The sequence below is a fragment of the Lelliottia nimipressuralis genome (assembly GCF_004402045.1).
Lineage (GTDB): Bacteria > Pseudomonadota > Gammaproteobacteria > Enterobacterales > Enterobacteriaceae > Enterobacter > Enterobacter chinensis.
Map to the genome: position 1 here is coordinate 141,458 of NZ_SOMG01000015.1, position 14,428 is coordinate 155,885.

Sequence of the window (14,428 nt, forward strand, 5' to 3'; positions counted from 1 at the left end):
TTACGCTTTACTGATGACTAACCTGCGATGTGGATGCACATCACGATCGTATCCCCAGGCAAACGCAATCCAGCGCTCTTCCAGTTCGGCGTATGAACTCACCGGTGTTAAGTGCCACTCTTCACCTACCGTACCGTCAGCCACGCTTATCCGATAATTCATGCTGAACGCCCAGTCGATCATGCGCAACCAAAACCGCTGCCCATCGCCGGTTTGTTCGCTGTCAGACACAACAATGTCGTATTCGCTTAGCACCCATTGAAAGAAGGATTGTGGTAAACCACCGATGACACGCTGATGAACCGCGCGTGGCGTACGCCATACCATCACCTGTGTCGCAGCCCCGTGGGGGAACGTAATTTCTTTATGAAAAGTCAACTTAACCGCATACGCCGTATAAGGTTTTCCGTCGTCGGTGGTTACGAGACGATATTCATCGCCGTAGCGCGATTTTAACAGGCGATATCCCACAGGCAGCATAAATCCGGGCAGATGAAAATCTACCGTGCCTCGCGCAAGAAACGCTTCGGTATGTTCGACGTTTCGGGAGATAAGGCCTAATTTTTGGCTGAAATCTGCGGAATCAATCATCAGTGGCGACATTAGTTGTTTCTCATCGCATAAGTATAGTCAACTTAACTCTCAATAGAAATCGCGTGAATTCAGTAAGTTGAATTATTATCAATAGAGTGTAATCTGCGGATGCTTCACCCCACACACCAGCGCATAGCGCGTTAACGTATCAAGGCTCGCCCGGGTAATATTCGCTTCCATTCTGGAAACCGTTGGTGCGCTGACGCCCATTCTTTCTGCAACCTGAGCACGCGTCAGGCCAGCCTGGTTTCGCCATTGCGCCAACATTTCGCGCAAGCGCTCTTTGCGTTCTTCGGCATCAAAAGAAGCCTGAACGTCTAAATCGCTTAACAGCTCCGCTCTGAGTTCATCCCAGTCAATAATCTTTTTGCTCATCCAACATCTCCTGTTGTCGTTTCAATGCCAGACGGAGTTCAGCAGAGGGCGTTTTTTGCGTTTTCTTGATAAATACCCGCAGCAGAAAAATTGTCTTTTCCCGCTGATATACGTAGATCCCACGGGTGTGGATCAGCCCGACGGTTCTGATTTCAAACAAACCATAGGGTAAGGGTTTGCTGTCAGGTTCTCTCAGTACTGTCGGGTTAGAGCGTAATTTATCAATCTGGCGAATCAGCTTCGCCTGTACCCCAGCAGGCAGTGAGAGAATCTCTTCCCTGACCGCCTCATGAACAATAAGTCTGAACACGGTTTTTCATCCCTGATGATATTAGCATATAAGGCAATTTGTATTAAAGGCTAATTTAGCCTCTCGTGTCTCACCTTACGCGCTTTAAACAGGCAGAACCGGATCCGCGTTGATTCCCTGAAAGCGTCTCGCAAAAAACTTATTTACCCTGCTCCGCCAGCCATTCCATCGCCCGCTCCCCCGCTTCATCCACCGGTAAATACACCAGCAGCCGCGACCCGTTTCGCGGCGCGGAGTACCAGTACATCTGCTGCAGCGTAAATTCCCCCAGCTCAGGATGGGTAAACAGCTTGAGCTGGTTCTCCACGCCGCGCACGTCGTTGCGCTGGTGCCACAGGGTCTTAAACTCTTCCGACACTGCAAAGAAGCGCGCCAGCTTGGCCTCCCACAGCGGGTCGCCCCGGTGCTCGGCCATCGCCGCCCGGAAATAGGAGACAAATATCGGCAGCACATCGTCACGTCTGCCGAGACGCGCGCGCCACGCCGGATGCGTGAGGAACAGGTAAATACAGTTGCGGTCTTCTGGTGGAATTTCATTGAAATCCACGCCCATCAGGTGCCCAAAGCTGTCGTTCCACGCCACGATATCGAAGTTTGGTTTCTGAATGCTGGCAGGTTTCGGTATCAGCGTATCCAGCAGGCGGCGCGTGCCTTCGCTAATGCCCTCGCAGCACACCGCCTGCGGCGCTTCACCCGGCGGTAACCCCGCCAGCACAAACAGGTGTCGGGCTTCGGTTGGGGTACACTGCAGCGCTTTTGCGACAGCGGCCATCACCACGCTGGACGGATTGACGTCCCTGCCCTGCTCAAGCCAGGTGTACCAGGTCACGCCCACATCCGCGAGCATCGCCACCTCTTCCCGGCGCAGGCCCGGCGTGCGGCGGCGGCCGCTGCGCGGTAAACCGAGGCGCTGGGGGTCGAGGCTTTCACGCCGTGCGCGTAAAAATGCACCCAGCTGTTTTCGGGTGTCGTCCTTAAGTGAGACGACAGGTTCTGACATCAGCGCCATAAATCCCCCTGCATGGTAGTGCCAGTACCAGTATAGGCAAGAACTGGTACCCGTTTATCAGATGGTTGATGCTACGACCATCTGTTGAATGACGCAATGGAGTTACCATGAATACGTCAGTTGTTTCACCGGGTCGTGCTGGCCTGATATTGCTGTTAACCGGACAGATGCTGCCGATGATTGATACCTCAATCACCAACGTGGCGCTGGACGCTATCACCCATTCACTGCACGCCACCGCCACCGAGCTGGAGCTGATCGTCGCCCTCTACGGCGTGGCCTTCGCCGTCTGCCTCGCCCTCGGCAGCAAGCTTGGGGATAATTTTGGCCGTCGTCGTCTGTTTATGTGGGGCGTGGGGATCTTTGGCCTGACCTCGCTGCTTTGCGGCATGGCGGGGAACATTGAACAACTGCTGGCCGCGCGTATCGTTCAGGGCGCTGGCGCGGCGCTAATCATGCCGCAAATTCTTGCCACGCTGCACGTGACGCTGAAAGGTACCGCTCACGCCAAAGCCATCAGCCTGTTTGGCGGCATCGGCGGGATTGCGTTTATCGTCGGCCAGATGGGCGGCGGCTGGCTGGTGTCGGCGGATATCGCCGGGCTGGGCTGGCGTAACGCCTTTTTTATCAACGTTCCGATTTGCCTGGTGGTACTGGCGCTGAGCCGCCGTTTCGTACCGGAAACCCGTCGTGAGACGCCGTCCCGCATCGACTGGGCTGGCACCGTGATGCTGGCCATCATGCTTTGCTGCCTGCTGTTCCCGATGGCGCTTGGCCCACAGTGGCACTGGTCCTGGCCGCTGAAGGCGATGCTTCTCGCCCTTATCCCGCTGGCCTGGATGATGGCGCTGAATGCGCGTAAAAAAGAGCGTGCGAATGCCCACCCGCTGATCCCACCGCGCCTGCTTTCGCTTCGCAGCGTGCGCTTTGGCGTACTGATTGCGATGCTCTTTTTCAGCGTCTGGTCCGGGTTTATGTTCTGTATGGCGCTCACCATGCAGACCGGCCTTGGCATGGCGCCGTGGCAGTCCGGTAACAGCTTTATTGCCCTTGGGGTGACCTACTTTATCTCGGCGTGGTTTGCCCCTCGGCTGATTGCCCGCTACAGCACCAGCACCATTCTGCTGACGGGTCTGGCGATCCAGATTGCCGGCCTGCTGGCGCTGATGGCGACGTTCCGGCTGTGGGGCATGAACAACACCTCGCTGACGCTGGCACCCGCGACCGGGCTGGTGGGCTACGGGCAGGCGCTGATCGTGAACAGCTTCTACCGCATCGGGATGCGCGATATTCAGCCTGACGACGCGGGCGCAGCGAGCGCTATTTTGAGCACGCTACAACAGGCCGCTCTGGGGCTTGGCCCGGCCATCTTTGGCGCAATCTTGCTGCACGCGCTGCAGCACCATCACGGGGATTACACCCAGGCGGTTAACACCTTCCTGATGGTGGAAACGGCCATGATGGTGGTGCTGGCCCTGGCGACGCTGCGCATGCGCCATCGCCTGAGCCTGCCGGTAGTGAAGGTCTGTCAGGCCGCCAAATAAGCCCGTGAATTTGCATAATAGATCCGCAGCCGCCATTATGGGGCTGCATCAATACAGGAGACGTTATGCAGGAATTAATTGCTCAGGTTGAAGAGTTAGGGATTGAAATTAATCACACCACCTCTTTAGTGATTATCTTTGGTATTATTTTTCTTACCGCCATCATCGTTCATTTTATTCTGCACAAGCTGGTGCTGCGGGCCTTCGAGAAGCGCGCGCAGGCCAGCAGCCATTTATGGCTGCAGATCATCACGCAGAACAAGTTATTTCATCGCGTTGCCTTTACCCTGCAGGGGATAATCGTTAACGTTCAGGCGGTGCTGTGGCTGCAAAAAGGCAGCGATGCGGCGGAAATTCTCACCACCTGCGCGAAGCTGTGGGTGATGGTGTATGCCCTGCTCTCCTTCTTCTCGCTGCTGGACGTGATTTTCAATCTGTCGCAGAAAATGGCTACCGCGTCTCAGCTGCCGCTGAAAGGGATCTTCCAGGGTATCAAGCTGGTGAGCGCCATTCTGGTGGGGATTTTGATTATCTCCCTGCTGATCGGCCAGTCTCCGGCGATTCTGATAAGCGGCCTGGGCGCCATGGCGGCGGTGTTAATGCTGGTCTTTAAAGACCCGATACTGGGGCTAGTCGCCGGTATTCAGCTCTCCGCTAACGATATGCTCAAGCTCGGCGACTGGCTGGAGATGCCAAAATACGGCGCTAACGGCACGGTGACGGACATCGGCCTGACCACCGTTAAGGTGCGCAACTTCGATAATACCATCACCACCATTCCGACGTGGGCGCTGGTCTCTGACGCCTTTATCAACTGGAGCGGCATGTCTGCCTCCGGCGGGCGACGCATTAAGCGCAGCCTGAATATTGATACCACCAGCATTCATTTTCTCGACGAGCAGGAGCAGCAGAAGCTGATTCAGGCGAAGCTGCTGAAACCCTATCTTGCCGCGAGACATGAAGAAATTAACCTGTGGAATCAGCAGAACGGCGAAGGCGAATCGGTATTAAACCTGCGCAAGATGACCAATATTGGCACCTTCCGCGCCTACCTGAATGAATATCTGCGTAACCATCCGCGTATTCGTAAAGATATGACGCTGATGGTGCGCCAGCTAGCGCCTGACGCAAAAGGTTTACCGATTGAAATATATGCTTTCACCAATACGGTGGTCTGGGCGGAATATGAGGAAATTCAGGCCGACATCTTCGACCATATTTTTGCGGTAGTGGATGAATTTGGTCTGCGTATTCACCAGTCGCCGACCGGGAACGATATTCGCTCCCTGACGGGCGTGATGGCGAAATAATCAGGCACTGGCGCGGGAAATAAAGCGCCAGTCCAGCATCACCCTTTCCGTGGGCGCATCCGGGTTGTCGATTTTGTTCATCAGCAGATCGACCGCCTTGCGCCCGATATCCCGCGACGGCTGCTCAATGGTGGTCAGCGAAATCATGTCCGCCAGCTCGGTGCCGTCAAAACCGACAACCGCGATATCCTCCGGCACGCGCAGCCCCGCCTGCTGAATAGCGCGCAAGGCCCCTGCCGCCAGCGTGTCGGAAACGGCAAATACCGCGTCCGGCGGGTTTTCCTTCAGCAGATTTTGCATGGCGGCCATTCCGGCGCGGGAGCTGAGATCGCTCGCGTACTCCACCGCCTGATACTCCAGGTCTTTAAGGTGGATCACGCTCTTGTAGCCGCGCTCGCGCAGCCGGGCGTATTTATAGCTGAGATCGTGGTTGATCATGGCGATGCGCTGGCGGCCACCTTCAGCAAGCTGGCTGACGGCATGCTGCGACGCATCGACGTCGTTAATCCCCACGCAGGAAACCGTCCCGGCATCGGCGTATTCGGCGCACTGCACCCAGGGGGCAGAACCTATCAGCGCGGCCAGTTCCGGCAGCTTCGAGAAGGCGTCCATGGTAATAATGCCGTCGACGATTTTGCCCGACAGCAGGCTTAAGCCCGAGCGGGAGCGTTCGATGTCAGAGCCAGAGTTGCACAGCAGAATGCGGTAGCCGTTCTTCTCGGCCTCTTCTTCGATGCCTTTCACCACCTCGGCACAGAACGGGTTAGCAATGTTCGAGACCATCACCAGGATCATATAGCTCCGGGCCGTGCGCAGCTGGCGCGCCAGCAGATTAGGCTGGTAGTTACTCTCTTTAATCGCCTGCAGGACGCGATCGCGGTTTTTTGCTTTCACGGTATCGCTGTTGTTGAGCACGCGGGAAACCGTCGCCACGGAGACCCCGGCCAGCTGGGCGATTTTCTGAATTGACATAGCGACGACACATCCTGCGGTTAGCGTTTTGTGCAGGCTACCATAAATTCGCTGCCCGGCGAACCGGGCAACGCGTCATTGCGCCACGCGAACCCAGCGCTGTTGCTGATGGCTTTCTACTATTGCATCAATGATATACATCACGTTTGCGCCATCATGGAAGGTGGCAAACGCAGGCCGATCCGGCATTGCGCCCGCCTGCACGGCGCGGTAGAACTGCGCCATCATATTTTTAAAGGCATCCGGCCAGCCTTCAATATGCCCGCCGGGGAAATGGGCGCTGTCGGCCGCGTCAGGGTTCATCAGGCTCGGGTCGTCGGTGAGCGTCTGGTTTGCCTGCGCGCGATGGCCAATCCACAGCTGCTGCGGGTTCTCCTGATCCCACGCCACCGACCGCTCGCTGCCGTTGATCTCAAACATCAGGCGGTTTTTGCGCCCGGCGCTCACCTGCGAGACGCTAAAGCTGCCTTTGCTGCCGTCGTCAAAGCGGAACAGCACCGAGCCGAAGTCTTCGGTGGTGACCGGTTTGTCCTCATAGCGTGCGTGCTCGTCGTGCACGAAGGTCTGATTTCCGGCCACGTTAGCCTTGCGCGTCGGCCAGACGATAGCGAGATCGGCCATCACCTCGGTGATGCGCCGCCCGGTGACAAACTGCACCGTGTCGCACCAGTGGGAACCGATATCCGCCACCGCGCGCGATGCGCCGCCGAGCGCCGCATCCACCCGCCAGTTGTAGTCGGTTTCCAACAGCATCCAGTCCTGCAGGTAGCTGCCGTGCGCGGCAAACAGCCGCCCGATGCTGCCCGCGCGCATCATGCTTGCCGCCTGGCGCACCATCGCGAACTGGCGATAAACAAAGCTGACGCCGTGCACCACGCCCGCCTGCTCGGCCAGCGCCACCAGCTCTCGTGCCTCGTCCGGGGTCATGCACAGCGGCTTCTCGGAAAAGACGTGCTTTCCCGCGCGCAGGATCTGGCGGTTAATCTCCGCGTGCAGGTTGTTCGGCGTGCAGTTGTGCACCACGTGCAGATCGGGATGGGCGAGTAAAGCCTCCACGCTGCCGTAGGCGTGCGGTATGTTCAGCCGACGCGCTTTTTCCTGCGCCTGCGCCAGCGTGCTGTCGCACAGCGCGACGACCTGGACAAAACCCAGGCGCCTGAGCGCCTCGATATGCGCCGGGCCGATAAACCCGCTGCCGATAATGCCGACGTTAATCATGGCTGCCTCCTGCCGCGAAATCGTCAAACGCGCGTCCGGAGACCGGGATAATGTGGCGACGGATAAACGCGCTGCCCTCACTCGCGCCGGTATCACCGTCCTTCAGGCAGCACTCCCACTCCAGTACCGCCCAGCCGTCATAGTCGTACTGGGTCAGCTTGCTGAAGATACCTTTGAAGTCGATTTGCCCGTCGCCCAGCGAGCGGAAGCGACCGGCACGGTTGATCCACGGCTGATAGCCGCCATACACGCCGCTGCGTCCGCTGGCGCGGTATTCGGCATCCTTCACGTGGAATGCTTTGATGCGCGCGTGATAGATGTCGATAAAGGCCAGGTAGTCCATCTGCTGCAGCAGCATATGGCTCGGGTCGTAGAGAATGTTGCAGCGCGGGTGGTTATCCACCAGCGCCAGAAAACGCTCAAACGTCACCCCATCGTGCAGATCTTCTCCCGGATGCAGCTCAAAACAGACGTCTACGCCCTGTTCATCGAAGGTATCCAGAATCGGCCGCCAGCGGGCTGCCAGCTCCCCGAACGCGTCCTGGAAACGCTGCTCGTTATGCGGTGGCCACGGGTAGAAAAACGGCCAGGCCAGCGAGCCGGAGAACGTTGCGTGCGCTTTCAGACCCAATCTGGCGGAGGCAACCGCCGCCTGCTTCAGTTTCTCCGTGGCCCACGCCCGGCGGGCCGCATCGTTACCGCGCACTGACGCGGGCGCGAAATGGTCAAACGCGTCGCTGTAAGCCGGGTTTACCGCCACAAGCTGCCCTTCCAGATGGGTCGACAGCTCGCTGATGACAAGCCCGTGAGCTGCCAGCTTGCCGGTAATGTCATCGCAGTAGGTCTGGCTCTCTGCGGCTTTCTTTACATCAAAAATGTGCGGATGGTTGCAGGGGATCTGCACCGCTTTATAGCCTTTACCTGCCGCCCACCCAGCCAGCCCGTCGAGCGAGTTAAACGGTGCCTTTTCGCCAATAAACTGCGACAGAAAAATACCAGGTCCTTTCATCGTCCTCATACCACCTCCTGAACGTTACGCCTTGTCATCGTCATACCTGAACGTGAGAAGGAAAATCAGCGCGATCGCCGCGGCGGCCACCGCCGGGATCCACCAGAATGTCACCCACGCCTGCGGCACGGTCTGACCCGCCACCAGGCGGTTGTAGAGCGCGCCGGAAATCTGCGAGCCGAGCAGCATCCCGATGCCGTAGGTGAACATCACAATCATGCTCTGCGCCTGGCCTTTCACCTTCTCGCCAGCCACGCGGTCGGTATAGATAAAACCCACTACAAAGAAGAAGTCATAGCACACGCCGTGGAGCAGGATGCCGATATAGAGCAGGAAGCGCCCCTCTTCGCTCACGCCCAGCGCGAACATGGCGTAACGCACAAACCACGCCAGCATGCCGATCAGCAGCATATATTTCACGCCCAGACGGCGGAACAGCAGCGGGATCACCAGCATGAAGACGATCTCCGACATCTGCCCGAACGACATCGCGGTGCTGACGTCTGCAACCCCTGCGTCTGCCAGATAAGACGCGGTATAGGCGTAGTAGGTGCCGAGCGGCACGGAAATCAGCATCGCGCAGACGGAGAAGACGAAGAAGTGACGGGTTTTGAGCAGCGCAAAGGCATCCGCGCAGAAGAGGTCGCGCACCTTAACCGGCAGCCCTTTAGCGGGGGCTGGCGTGTGCGGCAGCGTCAGGCTGTAAAGCGCCAGCAGTACGGAACTGGCCGCCGCCACCTGAAAGATGGTCACGCTGGACGCCACGCCGGTCACGCCGATGAAAATGCCCGCGACGATCCAGCCGATGGTGCCGAACACGCGCACCACCGGGAAGGTTTTATCCACGTTCGCCAGGCTGTGAAACGCGATGTTGTTGGTCAACGCCAGCGTCGGCATGTAGCAGAGCGTGTAGCCAAACAGCAGGCCGATCAGCAGCGCGCCGTTTTCAGCAACGAGCGCGCCCGGAACGAACCACAAAATCGCCGCACCCGCGAGATGCATCACCGCCATCACCTTCTGTGAGGCAAAGAAGCGATCCACCAGCATGCCGAGCACAAACGGCGAGAGAATAGAGGCGATTGGCCCGGCGGAGAACGCATCGCCAATCAGCAAAGACATGTTGTGCTGGGTCATCACCAGGCCAAGCGTAACCGACCAGCTACCCCAGATAAAAAACTGCAAAAACATCATTAACGACAGCCGCGGAACCAGCAGCCGGTGCTGTGCTATCGCCTTTCCACTACTTTCAGTTGTTGACACCATGATGAGCCTCACCCAGAAAAAGTAATCGATTACAAAATAGTTCAAATAAAAAGTAATCGATTACAAATTAAAGATCCTGTGGATCAAAACAGATTTGGGAGGGGAGTCACGATATAGATTTTTTAATCAGCATCTGAAAATGATTTGATTGGTTTTATAGCCTATTGGCTATAAAATAATATGGCGAGGAAGTGATAAGGAGAAACGATGTGGGACATCGAAACAACGGACAGATTTGATGAATGGTTTTATGATCAATCACTCGCATTAAAGGAAGACGTGCTTGCAGCAATGCATATTCTCGCTGAGTTTGGCCCCCAGCTTGGACGTCCCTATGTGGATACCGTAAAGGCTTCGGCCTATCCGAACATGAAAGAGTTACGAATTCAGCATACCGGAGATCCATTCAGGGCCTTCTTTGCTTTCGACCCGAGTCGCAAAGCTATTGTGCTCTGTGCCGGAGACAAGACTGGGTGCATTGAGAAGCGATTCTATAAAGAGATGATTAAGCTAGCTGACGCTGAGTTCAGCAAACATCTGGCGACTATGGAGGCCATATGGCAACGCTAAAAGAACTTATGGCACAACAGAGTACGGAGAGTCAGGAACGCATTGCGACGAAAGTCGAAGAGATGCGCCGAATTGTTGCCCTGAATCAACTGCGGGATGAACTGAATGTCTCGCAAACGGAACTGGCCGCCGCGATGGGGGTAAAACAACCCACTGTAGCGAAAATCGAACAGCCGGGTAACGATCCCCGGCTTTCAACACTCAAACGCTATGTCAGTGCCCTCGGCGGTGAACTGAGTATTGATGTGACGTTACCGAATGGGAAACGGATAGCGTTTCAGATTTGATATTGCACGTTCCAGGCCGGGTGGCGGCTTCGCCTGACCCGGCCTACAAAATAATAACGGCCCCGAACATGTAGGCCCGGTAAGCGCAGCGCCACCGGGCGTGAAGGCGGATGCCCTCTCCCACAGGGAAAGGGAAAAAAAACGGGCTACTTTTTGCGTGAGAGCTTAAACGCGATAAACAGAAACACCACCCACACCGGCAGCAGCATCGCCGACAGACGCATGTCATCCATGGTGCACATCAGCACCAGAATCAGCCCCAGGAAAGCGATACAGATATAGTTGCCCGCCGGATAGAGCAGCGCCTTGAACTGCGTTTCGCGTCCCTTGCGGCGCATCGCGGCGCGAAAGCGCAGGTGCGCCAGGCAGATCATGATCCAGTTCAGCAGCAGCGTAGCGACAACCAGCGCCATCAGCAGGCCAAAGGCCTCTTTCGGCAGCAGGTAGTTGATCAGCACTACCAGCGACGTAATGGCACCAGAAAGCAGCAGGGAATTCACCGGCACGCCGCGACGGCTGACGCGGGTGAGGAATTTCGGCGCGTTGCCCTGCACCGAGAGGCCAAACAGCATACGGCTGTTGGAGTAGACGCCGCTATTGTAGACCGACAGTGACGCGACCAGGATAACGAAGTTCAGTGCAGAAGCGACCACGTTGCTGTTCAGATCGTGGAAAATCATCACGAACGGGCTGCTGTCGGATTTCACTTCCACCCACGGATAGAGCGCCAGCAGCACCACCAGCGAGCCGATGTAGAACAGCAGAATACGGTACACCACCTGGTTAACCGCTTTTGGAATGCTCTTGTGCGGGTCGCGCGCTTCGGCGGCGGTAATGCCAATCAGCTCCAGCCCACCGAAGGAGAACATGATCACCGCCAGGGAGAGAATGAGCCCTTTCCAGCCGGTGGCGAGGAAGCCGCCGTGCTGCCACAGGTTGTCGATCGTGGCGCGCTCGCCGCCGTGGCCGGAAAACAGCAGCCAGAGACCAAAGCCGATCATGCCGATAATCGCCAGCACTTTAATCAGCGCAAACCAGAACTCGGTTTCACCGTACAGGCGCACGTTGACGAGGTTAATGGCGTTAATAATGATGAAGAAGGCCGCCGCCCAGATCCACGTCGGGACATCCGGTAGCCAGTACTGCATATAGATGCCGGCGGCGGTCAGCTCCGCCATCCCCACCAGCACGAACATCACCCAGTAGTTCCAGCCGGAGAGGAAGCCTGCAAACGGACCCCAGTATTTATAAGCAAAGTGCGCGAAGGAGCCTGAAACCGGCTCTTCAACAACCATCTCGCCGAGCTGGCGCATGATCAGGAAGGCGATAACCCCGGCGATACCGTAACCCAGCAGAACCGCCGGGCCAGCCATCTGAATAGCGGGGCCGATGCCGAGAAACAGCCCGGTACCGATCGCGCCGCCAAGGGCAATTAACTGAATATGTCGATTTTGCAAACCACGTTGCAGCGTCGGATTCTGATCCGACGAGGCTTCAGCGCTACCATGGCCTGAAGCGGATGACGCGTCTTTCACGTCCTACCCCTGTCTCTTTTTTAGAAGGGGCACGTTTTAACACTTCATGCTGGAGGTAGCAAGGGATTGGGGCATCCCTGCCCCGGATAACGAGGTGGAACGCTTAGAACTCGTAGCCAACCGAGACCTTAAAGGTCCGCGGTTCACCCTGAGTGATGTAGGTGCCGGAATCGTCCACGCTGGCCCAGTAGTTTTCGTTGGTCACGTTGTCGATGCCCGCGCGAACCGTCATCTGGTTTGCATTGTGGTTCACCGCGAAGCGATAGCGCATCCCCAGATCCAGCGTGGTGTAGCTGTCGAGCTTTTTGCTGTTCGCGAGGTCGGCATACTGCGTGCCGGAGTGGTTTACGCGCGCGGTCGCGGTCAGGCCATCAATCGGTTTAATGTCATATTCCGCACCCAGCACGGCGTAGAAGTTCGGGACACCGATCGCGTCATTACCCTGGTTGAGACCGTTATTGGTTTTGGTCAGCTCCGCCTGTAGCCAGGTGGCGCTGGCGTTGAGACGCATCCCCAGCACCGGCTCGCCAAACACATTCAGCTCAACGCCGCGGTTGCGCTGCTCGGCGTCCAGGCCGTAATGCTTCGTCTGGCTGTCGAGAATAGCGGAAGGCATTTTGATTTCGAACAGCGCCAGAGAGCCGCCTACGCGACCGAAGTCGGCCTTCACGCCCACTTCATTCTGCTTAGAGTGAACGATACCGGTGCTCTGGCCGTAGTTAGTGGCGCTGTCAGGTGCGTTTTTACCCGGCTGCAGCGCTTCGGTATGGTTAGCATAGAGGGAGATTTGCTCCCACGGCTTGTAGACCACGCCGTAGGTTGGCATCCAGCGGCTGCCGTCGAAGCCGTCCGCGTCGTTTTCCGCACCGGTGATTTTGTTATACCCGCGGATGACCACTTTCTGGTGGCGCGCCCCGGCGGTGAACAACAGCTTATCGTCCAGTACGCCCAGCGTATCGCTCAGCAGCCAGCCCTGGGTTCGGGTGCGTCCGCTGGTCAGCGGATCGCTGTACTTTCCACCAGAGCCGTTGAAGTTGGTACTGTCCGGCATATCGACGCCGGTGTTGTGGTAGATGTTGGTCGTCGGGTTATCCTTCGCTGCCGACATTTTCCACGCGATTTTTTCGTTTTTCGTCATCGCTGAATAGCCGACGTTCACCTTATGCGACACAAAGCCGGTAGTAAAGTTACCGCGAATACCCGCCATACCGCTGACGGCGTCGCTGATGCGGTTGGTGTCGAGGCGGCTGACCGTCGCCTTACCGCTTTTATCAACCAGCTTCGGTGCGCTGTAGGTGCCTTCCTCGTGCGCGTGCTGGGCACCCAGGCCGGTATAGACCGTCCAGCTGTCGCTGATGTCGTACTCGCTGCGCCACATCCCAAACTCGTTCTCAATATTGCTGTAGGCCCACTTCTGCGAGATGTTGCGATCGTTTTTCGGCGGCTCGGGCACGAAATCCACCGCCGAAATATTGACGCTGGTCGGGCTGCCGTGGAAGGTCTTTTTCTGATAGCCCAGATCCAGCGAGGTGCGCAAGCGGTCGCCTTTGTAATCGATGCCGGTTGAAAGCAGCGTGGTGCGGCGGCGATCGTTGGGTACACCGGTTTCCCCTTCGCGATGGACCAGGTTCACCCGCGCGCCAAGCTGGTCGCTGTCGCCATAGCGACGACCCGCATCCAGAGTGGTACCAATCTGTGAATCCGAGGTGTAGTCGACCCCGACTTTCGCCTGCGGGATCTCGCCCGCGTGTTTTGGCTCAAGGTTGATCATCCCGCCCACGCCGGAGCTCGCCGCGCCGTTCATCAGGGCGTTTGCCCCTTTGAAGATCTCAATGCGATCGACCATCTGGGCATCCACCACCTGCCGCGGCAGAACGCCGGACAGCCCGCCAAAGGTCATGTCGTCGCCGTCGAACTTCAGGCCGCGGATGCGGTAAGTTTCCGCGCTGTTGCCGTAGCCCTGAACGAACTGTACCCCCGCGTCGTTGGCGACAACGTCAGCGATGGTTTTCGCCTGCTGGTCTTCCACCAGCTTCGAGGTGTAGCTGATGATGTTGAACGGCACATCCATGGCGTTCTGCTGGCCGAGCATCCCCATACGCCCGCCGTTCGCGACCTGTCCGTCAAGGAAGGCTGGCACTGGCTGGTTACCGCCGGGTTTAAAATCGCTGGCAGGTGCAGACTGCACAACAATGGTGTCTTCTTTTTTATCGTCCGCCGCGTAAGCGGAATGTGTCACCGCGCCAACGGCGAGCGCCAGCAGCGTTTTGTGTATTTTGGTGTTGTTCATCGTTAACTCATTCGAAAGTGCGCGCAAAAATGGCCCGTTATCGGGCCTTAGAATATATTGGTTGCAATGCAAATGAGAACTATACGCATTATCTATGCGTTAGCAAGTATAACCGCGTACGGGAGGGAAGCGTGGCGAGAGA

At 57.2% G+C, this 14,428-nt stretch carries 14 protein-coding genes; 4 read left to right on the forward strand and 10 right to left on the reverse strand.

The window, feature by feature from the left end:
- The 4 genes from E3U32_RS09250 to E3U32_RS09265 form a co-directional block, all read right to left on the reverse strand.
- Nucleotides 1-603, reverse strand: coding sequence for a hypothetical protein (locus E3U32_RS09250; RefSeq protein ID WP_134348542.1), 603 nt, complete (start codon nucleotides 601-603; stop codon nucleotides 1-3).
- Nucleotides 604-681: 78 nt separating this feature from the next.
- Nucleotides 682-969 (reverse strand): helix-turn-helix domain-containing protein, encoded by a 288-nt coding sequence (locus E3U32_RS09255; protein ID WP_134348543.1) that lies wholly within the window; start codon nucleotides 967-969, stop codon nucleotides 682-684.
- A complete protein-coding gene (locus E3U32_RS09260) occupies nucleotides 950-1,279 on the reverse strand; it encodes a type II toxin-antitoxin system RelE/ParE family toxin (protein ID WP_134348544.1) in 330 nt (109 codons plus the stop codon). The genes E3U32_RS09255 and E3U32_RS09260 overlap by 20 nt, the downstream gene beginning before the upstream one ends.
- A 139-nt stretch (nucleotides 1,280-1,418) precedes the next feature.
- Nucleotides 1,419-2,288: a helix-turn-helix transcriptional regulator gene (locus tag E3U32_RS09265; RefSeq protein ID WP_134348545.1), complete on the reverse strand. Its 870-nt coding sequence runs from the start codon at nucleotides 2,286-2,288 to the stop codon at nucleotides 1,419-1,421.
- A gap of 107 nt (nucleotides 2,289-2,395) precedes the next feature.
- Here E3U32_RS09265 and E3U32_RS09270 point away from each other — a divergent pair, with 107 nt between their 5' ends.
- Together E3U32_RS09270 and E3U32_RS09275 are read left to right on the forward strand one after the other, a co-directional pair.
- Entirely contained in the window at nucleotides 2,396-3,832 is a 1,437-nt protein-coding gene (locus E3U32_RS09270; protein ID WP_134348546.1) for an MFS transporter, read from the forward strand.
- A gap of 65 nt (nucleotides 3,833-3,897) precedes the next feature.
- Nucleotides 3,898-5,142: a mechanosensitive ion channel family protein gene (locus tag E3U32_RS09275; RefSeq protein ID WP_134348547.1), complete on the forward strand. Its 1,245-nt coding sequence runs from the start codon at nucleotides 3,898-3,900 to the stop codon at nucleotides 5,140-5,142.
- On the opposite strand, the gene E3U32_RS09280 is transcribed toward E3U32_RS09275, so the two are convergent.
- The 4 genes from E3U32_RS09280 to E3U32_RS09295 form a co-directional block, all read right to left on the reverse strand.
- Nucleotides 5,143-6,114 (reverse strand): LacI family DNA-binding transcriptional regulator, encoded by a 972-nt coding sequence (locus E3U32_RS09280; protein ID WP_134348548.1) that lies wholly within the window; start codon nucleotides 6,112-6,114, stop codon nucleotides 5,143-5,145. It abuts the gene before it with no gap.
- A 75-nt stretch (nucleotides 6,115-6,189) separates the two neighbouring features.
- On the reverse strand, nucleotides 6,190-7,332 hold the full coding sequence (locus E3U32_RS09285; RefSeq protein WP_134348549.1) for a Gfo/Idh/MocA family protein: 1,143 nt from the start codon (nucleotides 7,330-7,332) through the stop codon (nucleotides 6,190-6,192).
- Nucleotides 7,325-8,350, reverse strand: coding sequence for a sugar phosphate isomerase/epimerase family protein (locus tag E3U32_RS09290; RefSeq protein ID WP_134348550.1), 1,026 nt, complete (start codon nucleotides 8,348-8,350; stop codon nucleotides 7,325-7,327). The genes E3U32_RS09285 and E3U32_RS09290 overlap by 8 nt, the downstream gene beginning before the upstream one ends.
- A 15-nt stretch (nucleotides 8,351-8,365) precedes the next feature.
- Nucleotides 8,366-9,604, reverse strand: coding sequence for an MFS transporter (locus E3U32_RS09295; RefSeq protein ID WP_134348551.1), 1,239 nt, complete (start codon nucleotides 9,602-9,604; stop codon nucleotides 8,366-8,368).
- 207 nt (nucleotides 9,605-9,811) lie between these two features.
- Between E3U32_RS09295 and E3U32_RS09300 the strand changes: the two genes are divergently transcribed.
- The gene (locus E3U32_RS09300) at nucleotides 9,812-10,174 is read left to right on the forward strand and encodes a type II toxin-antitoxin system RelE/ParE family toxin (RefSeq protein WP_134348552.1); all 363 of its coding nucleotides are present in this window, start codon (nucleotides 9,812-9,814) and stop codon (nucleotides 10,172-10,174) included.
- A complete protein-coding gene (locus tag E3U32_RS09305; RefSeq protein ID WP_134348553.1) occupies nucleotides 10,162-10,461 on the forward strand; it encodes a helix-turn-helix domain-containing protein in 300 nt (99 codons plus the stop codon). The genes E3U32_RS09300 and E3U32_RS09305 overlap by 13 nt, the downstream gene beginning before the upstream one ends.
- 146 nt (nucleotides 10,462-10,607) lie before the next feature.
- Here the strand turns inward: E3U32_RS09305 and pheP are convergent, their stop codons facing one another.
- Together pheP and E3U32_RS09315 are read right to left on the reverse strand one after the other, a co-directional pair.
- The gene (pheP, locus tag E3U32_RS09310) at nucleotides 10,608-11,996 is read right to left on the reverse strand and encodes a phenylalanine transporter (RefSeq protein ID WP_134348554.1); all 1,389 of its coding nucleotides are present in this window, start codon (nucleotides 11,994-11,996) and stop codon (nucleotides 10,608-10,610) included.
- A gap of 103 nt (nucleotides 11,997-12,099) precedes the next feature.
- Entirely contained in the window at nucleotides 12,100-14,286 is a 2,187-nt protein-coding gene (locus E3U32_RS09315) for a TonB-dependent receptor (RefSeq protein WP_134348555.1), read from the reverse strand.
- Nucleotides 14,287-14,428: the final 142 nt, after the last annotated feature.

Excerpts from the sequence above, each read along its gene's own strand:
- E3U32_RS09290 (WP_134348550.1), bottom strand. The coding sequence starts at position 8,350 with ATGAGGACGATGAAAGGACCTGGTATTTTTCTGTCGCAGTTTATTGGC.
- E3U32_RS09315 (WP_134348555.1), bottom strand. The coding sequence starts at position 14,286 with ATGAACAACACCAAAATACACAAAACGCTGCTGGCGCTCGCCGTTGGC.
- E3U32_RS09300 (WP_134348552.1), top strand. The coding sequence starts at position 9,812 with ATGTGGGACATCGAAACAACGGACAGATTTGATGAATGGTTTTATGAT.
- E3U32_RS09270 (WP_134348546.1), top strand. The coding sequence starts at position 2,396 with ATGAATACGTCAGTTGTTTCACCGGGTCGTGCTGGCCTGATATTGCTG.
- E3U32_RS09275 (WP_134348547.1), top strand. The coding sequence starts at position 3,898 with ATGCAGGAATTAATTGCTCAGGTTGAAGAGTTAGGGATTGAAATTAAT.
- E3U32_RS09285 (WP_134348549.1), bottom strand. The coding sequence starts at position 7,332 with ATGATTAACGTCGGCATTATCGGCAGCGGGTTTATCGGCCCGGCGCAT.
- E3U32_RS09295 (WP_134348551.1), bottom strand. The coding sequence starts at position 9,604 with ATGGTGTCAACAACTGAAAGTAGTGGAAAGGCGATAGCACAGCACCGG.
- E3U32_RS09265 (WP_134348545.1), bottom strand. The coding sequence starts at position 2,288 with ATGGCGCTGATGTCAGAACCTGTCGTCTCACTTAAGGACGACACCCGA.
- E3U32_RS09280 (WP_134348548.1), bottom strand. The coding sequence starts at position 6,114 with ATGTCAATTCAGAAAATCGCCCAGCTGGCCGGGGTCTCCGTGGCGACG.
- E3U32_RS09250 (WP_134348542.1), bottom strand. The coding sequence starts at position 603 with ATGTCGCCACTGATGATTGATTCCGCAGATTTCAGCCAAAAATTAGGC.
- E3U32_RS09255 (WP_134348543.1), bottom strand. The coding sequence starts at position 969 with ATGAGCAAAAAGATTATTGACTGGGATGAACTCAGAGCGGAGCTGTTA.
- E3U32_RS09305 (WP_134348553.1), top strand. The coding sequence starts at position 10,162 with ATGGCAACGCTAAAAGAACTTATGGCACAACAGAGTACGGAGAGTCAG.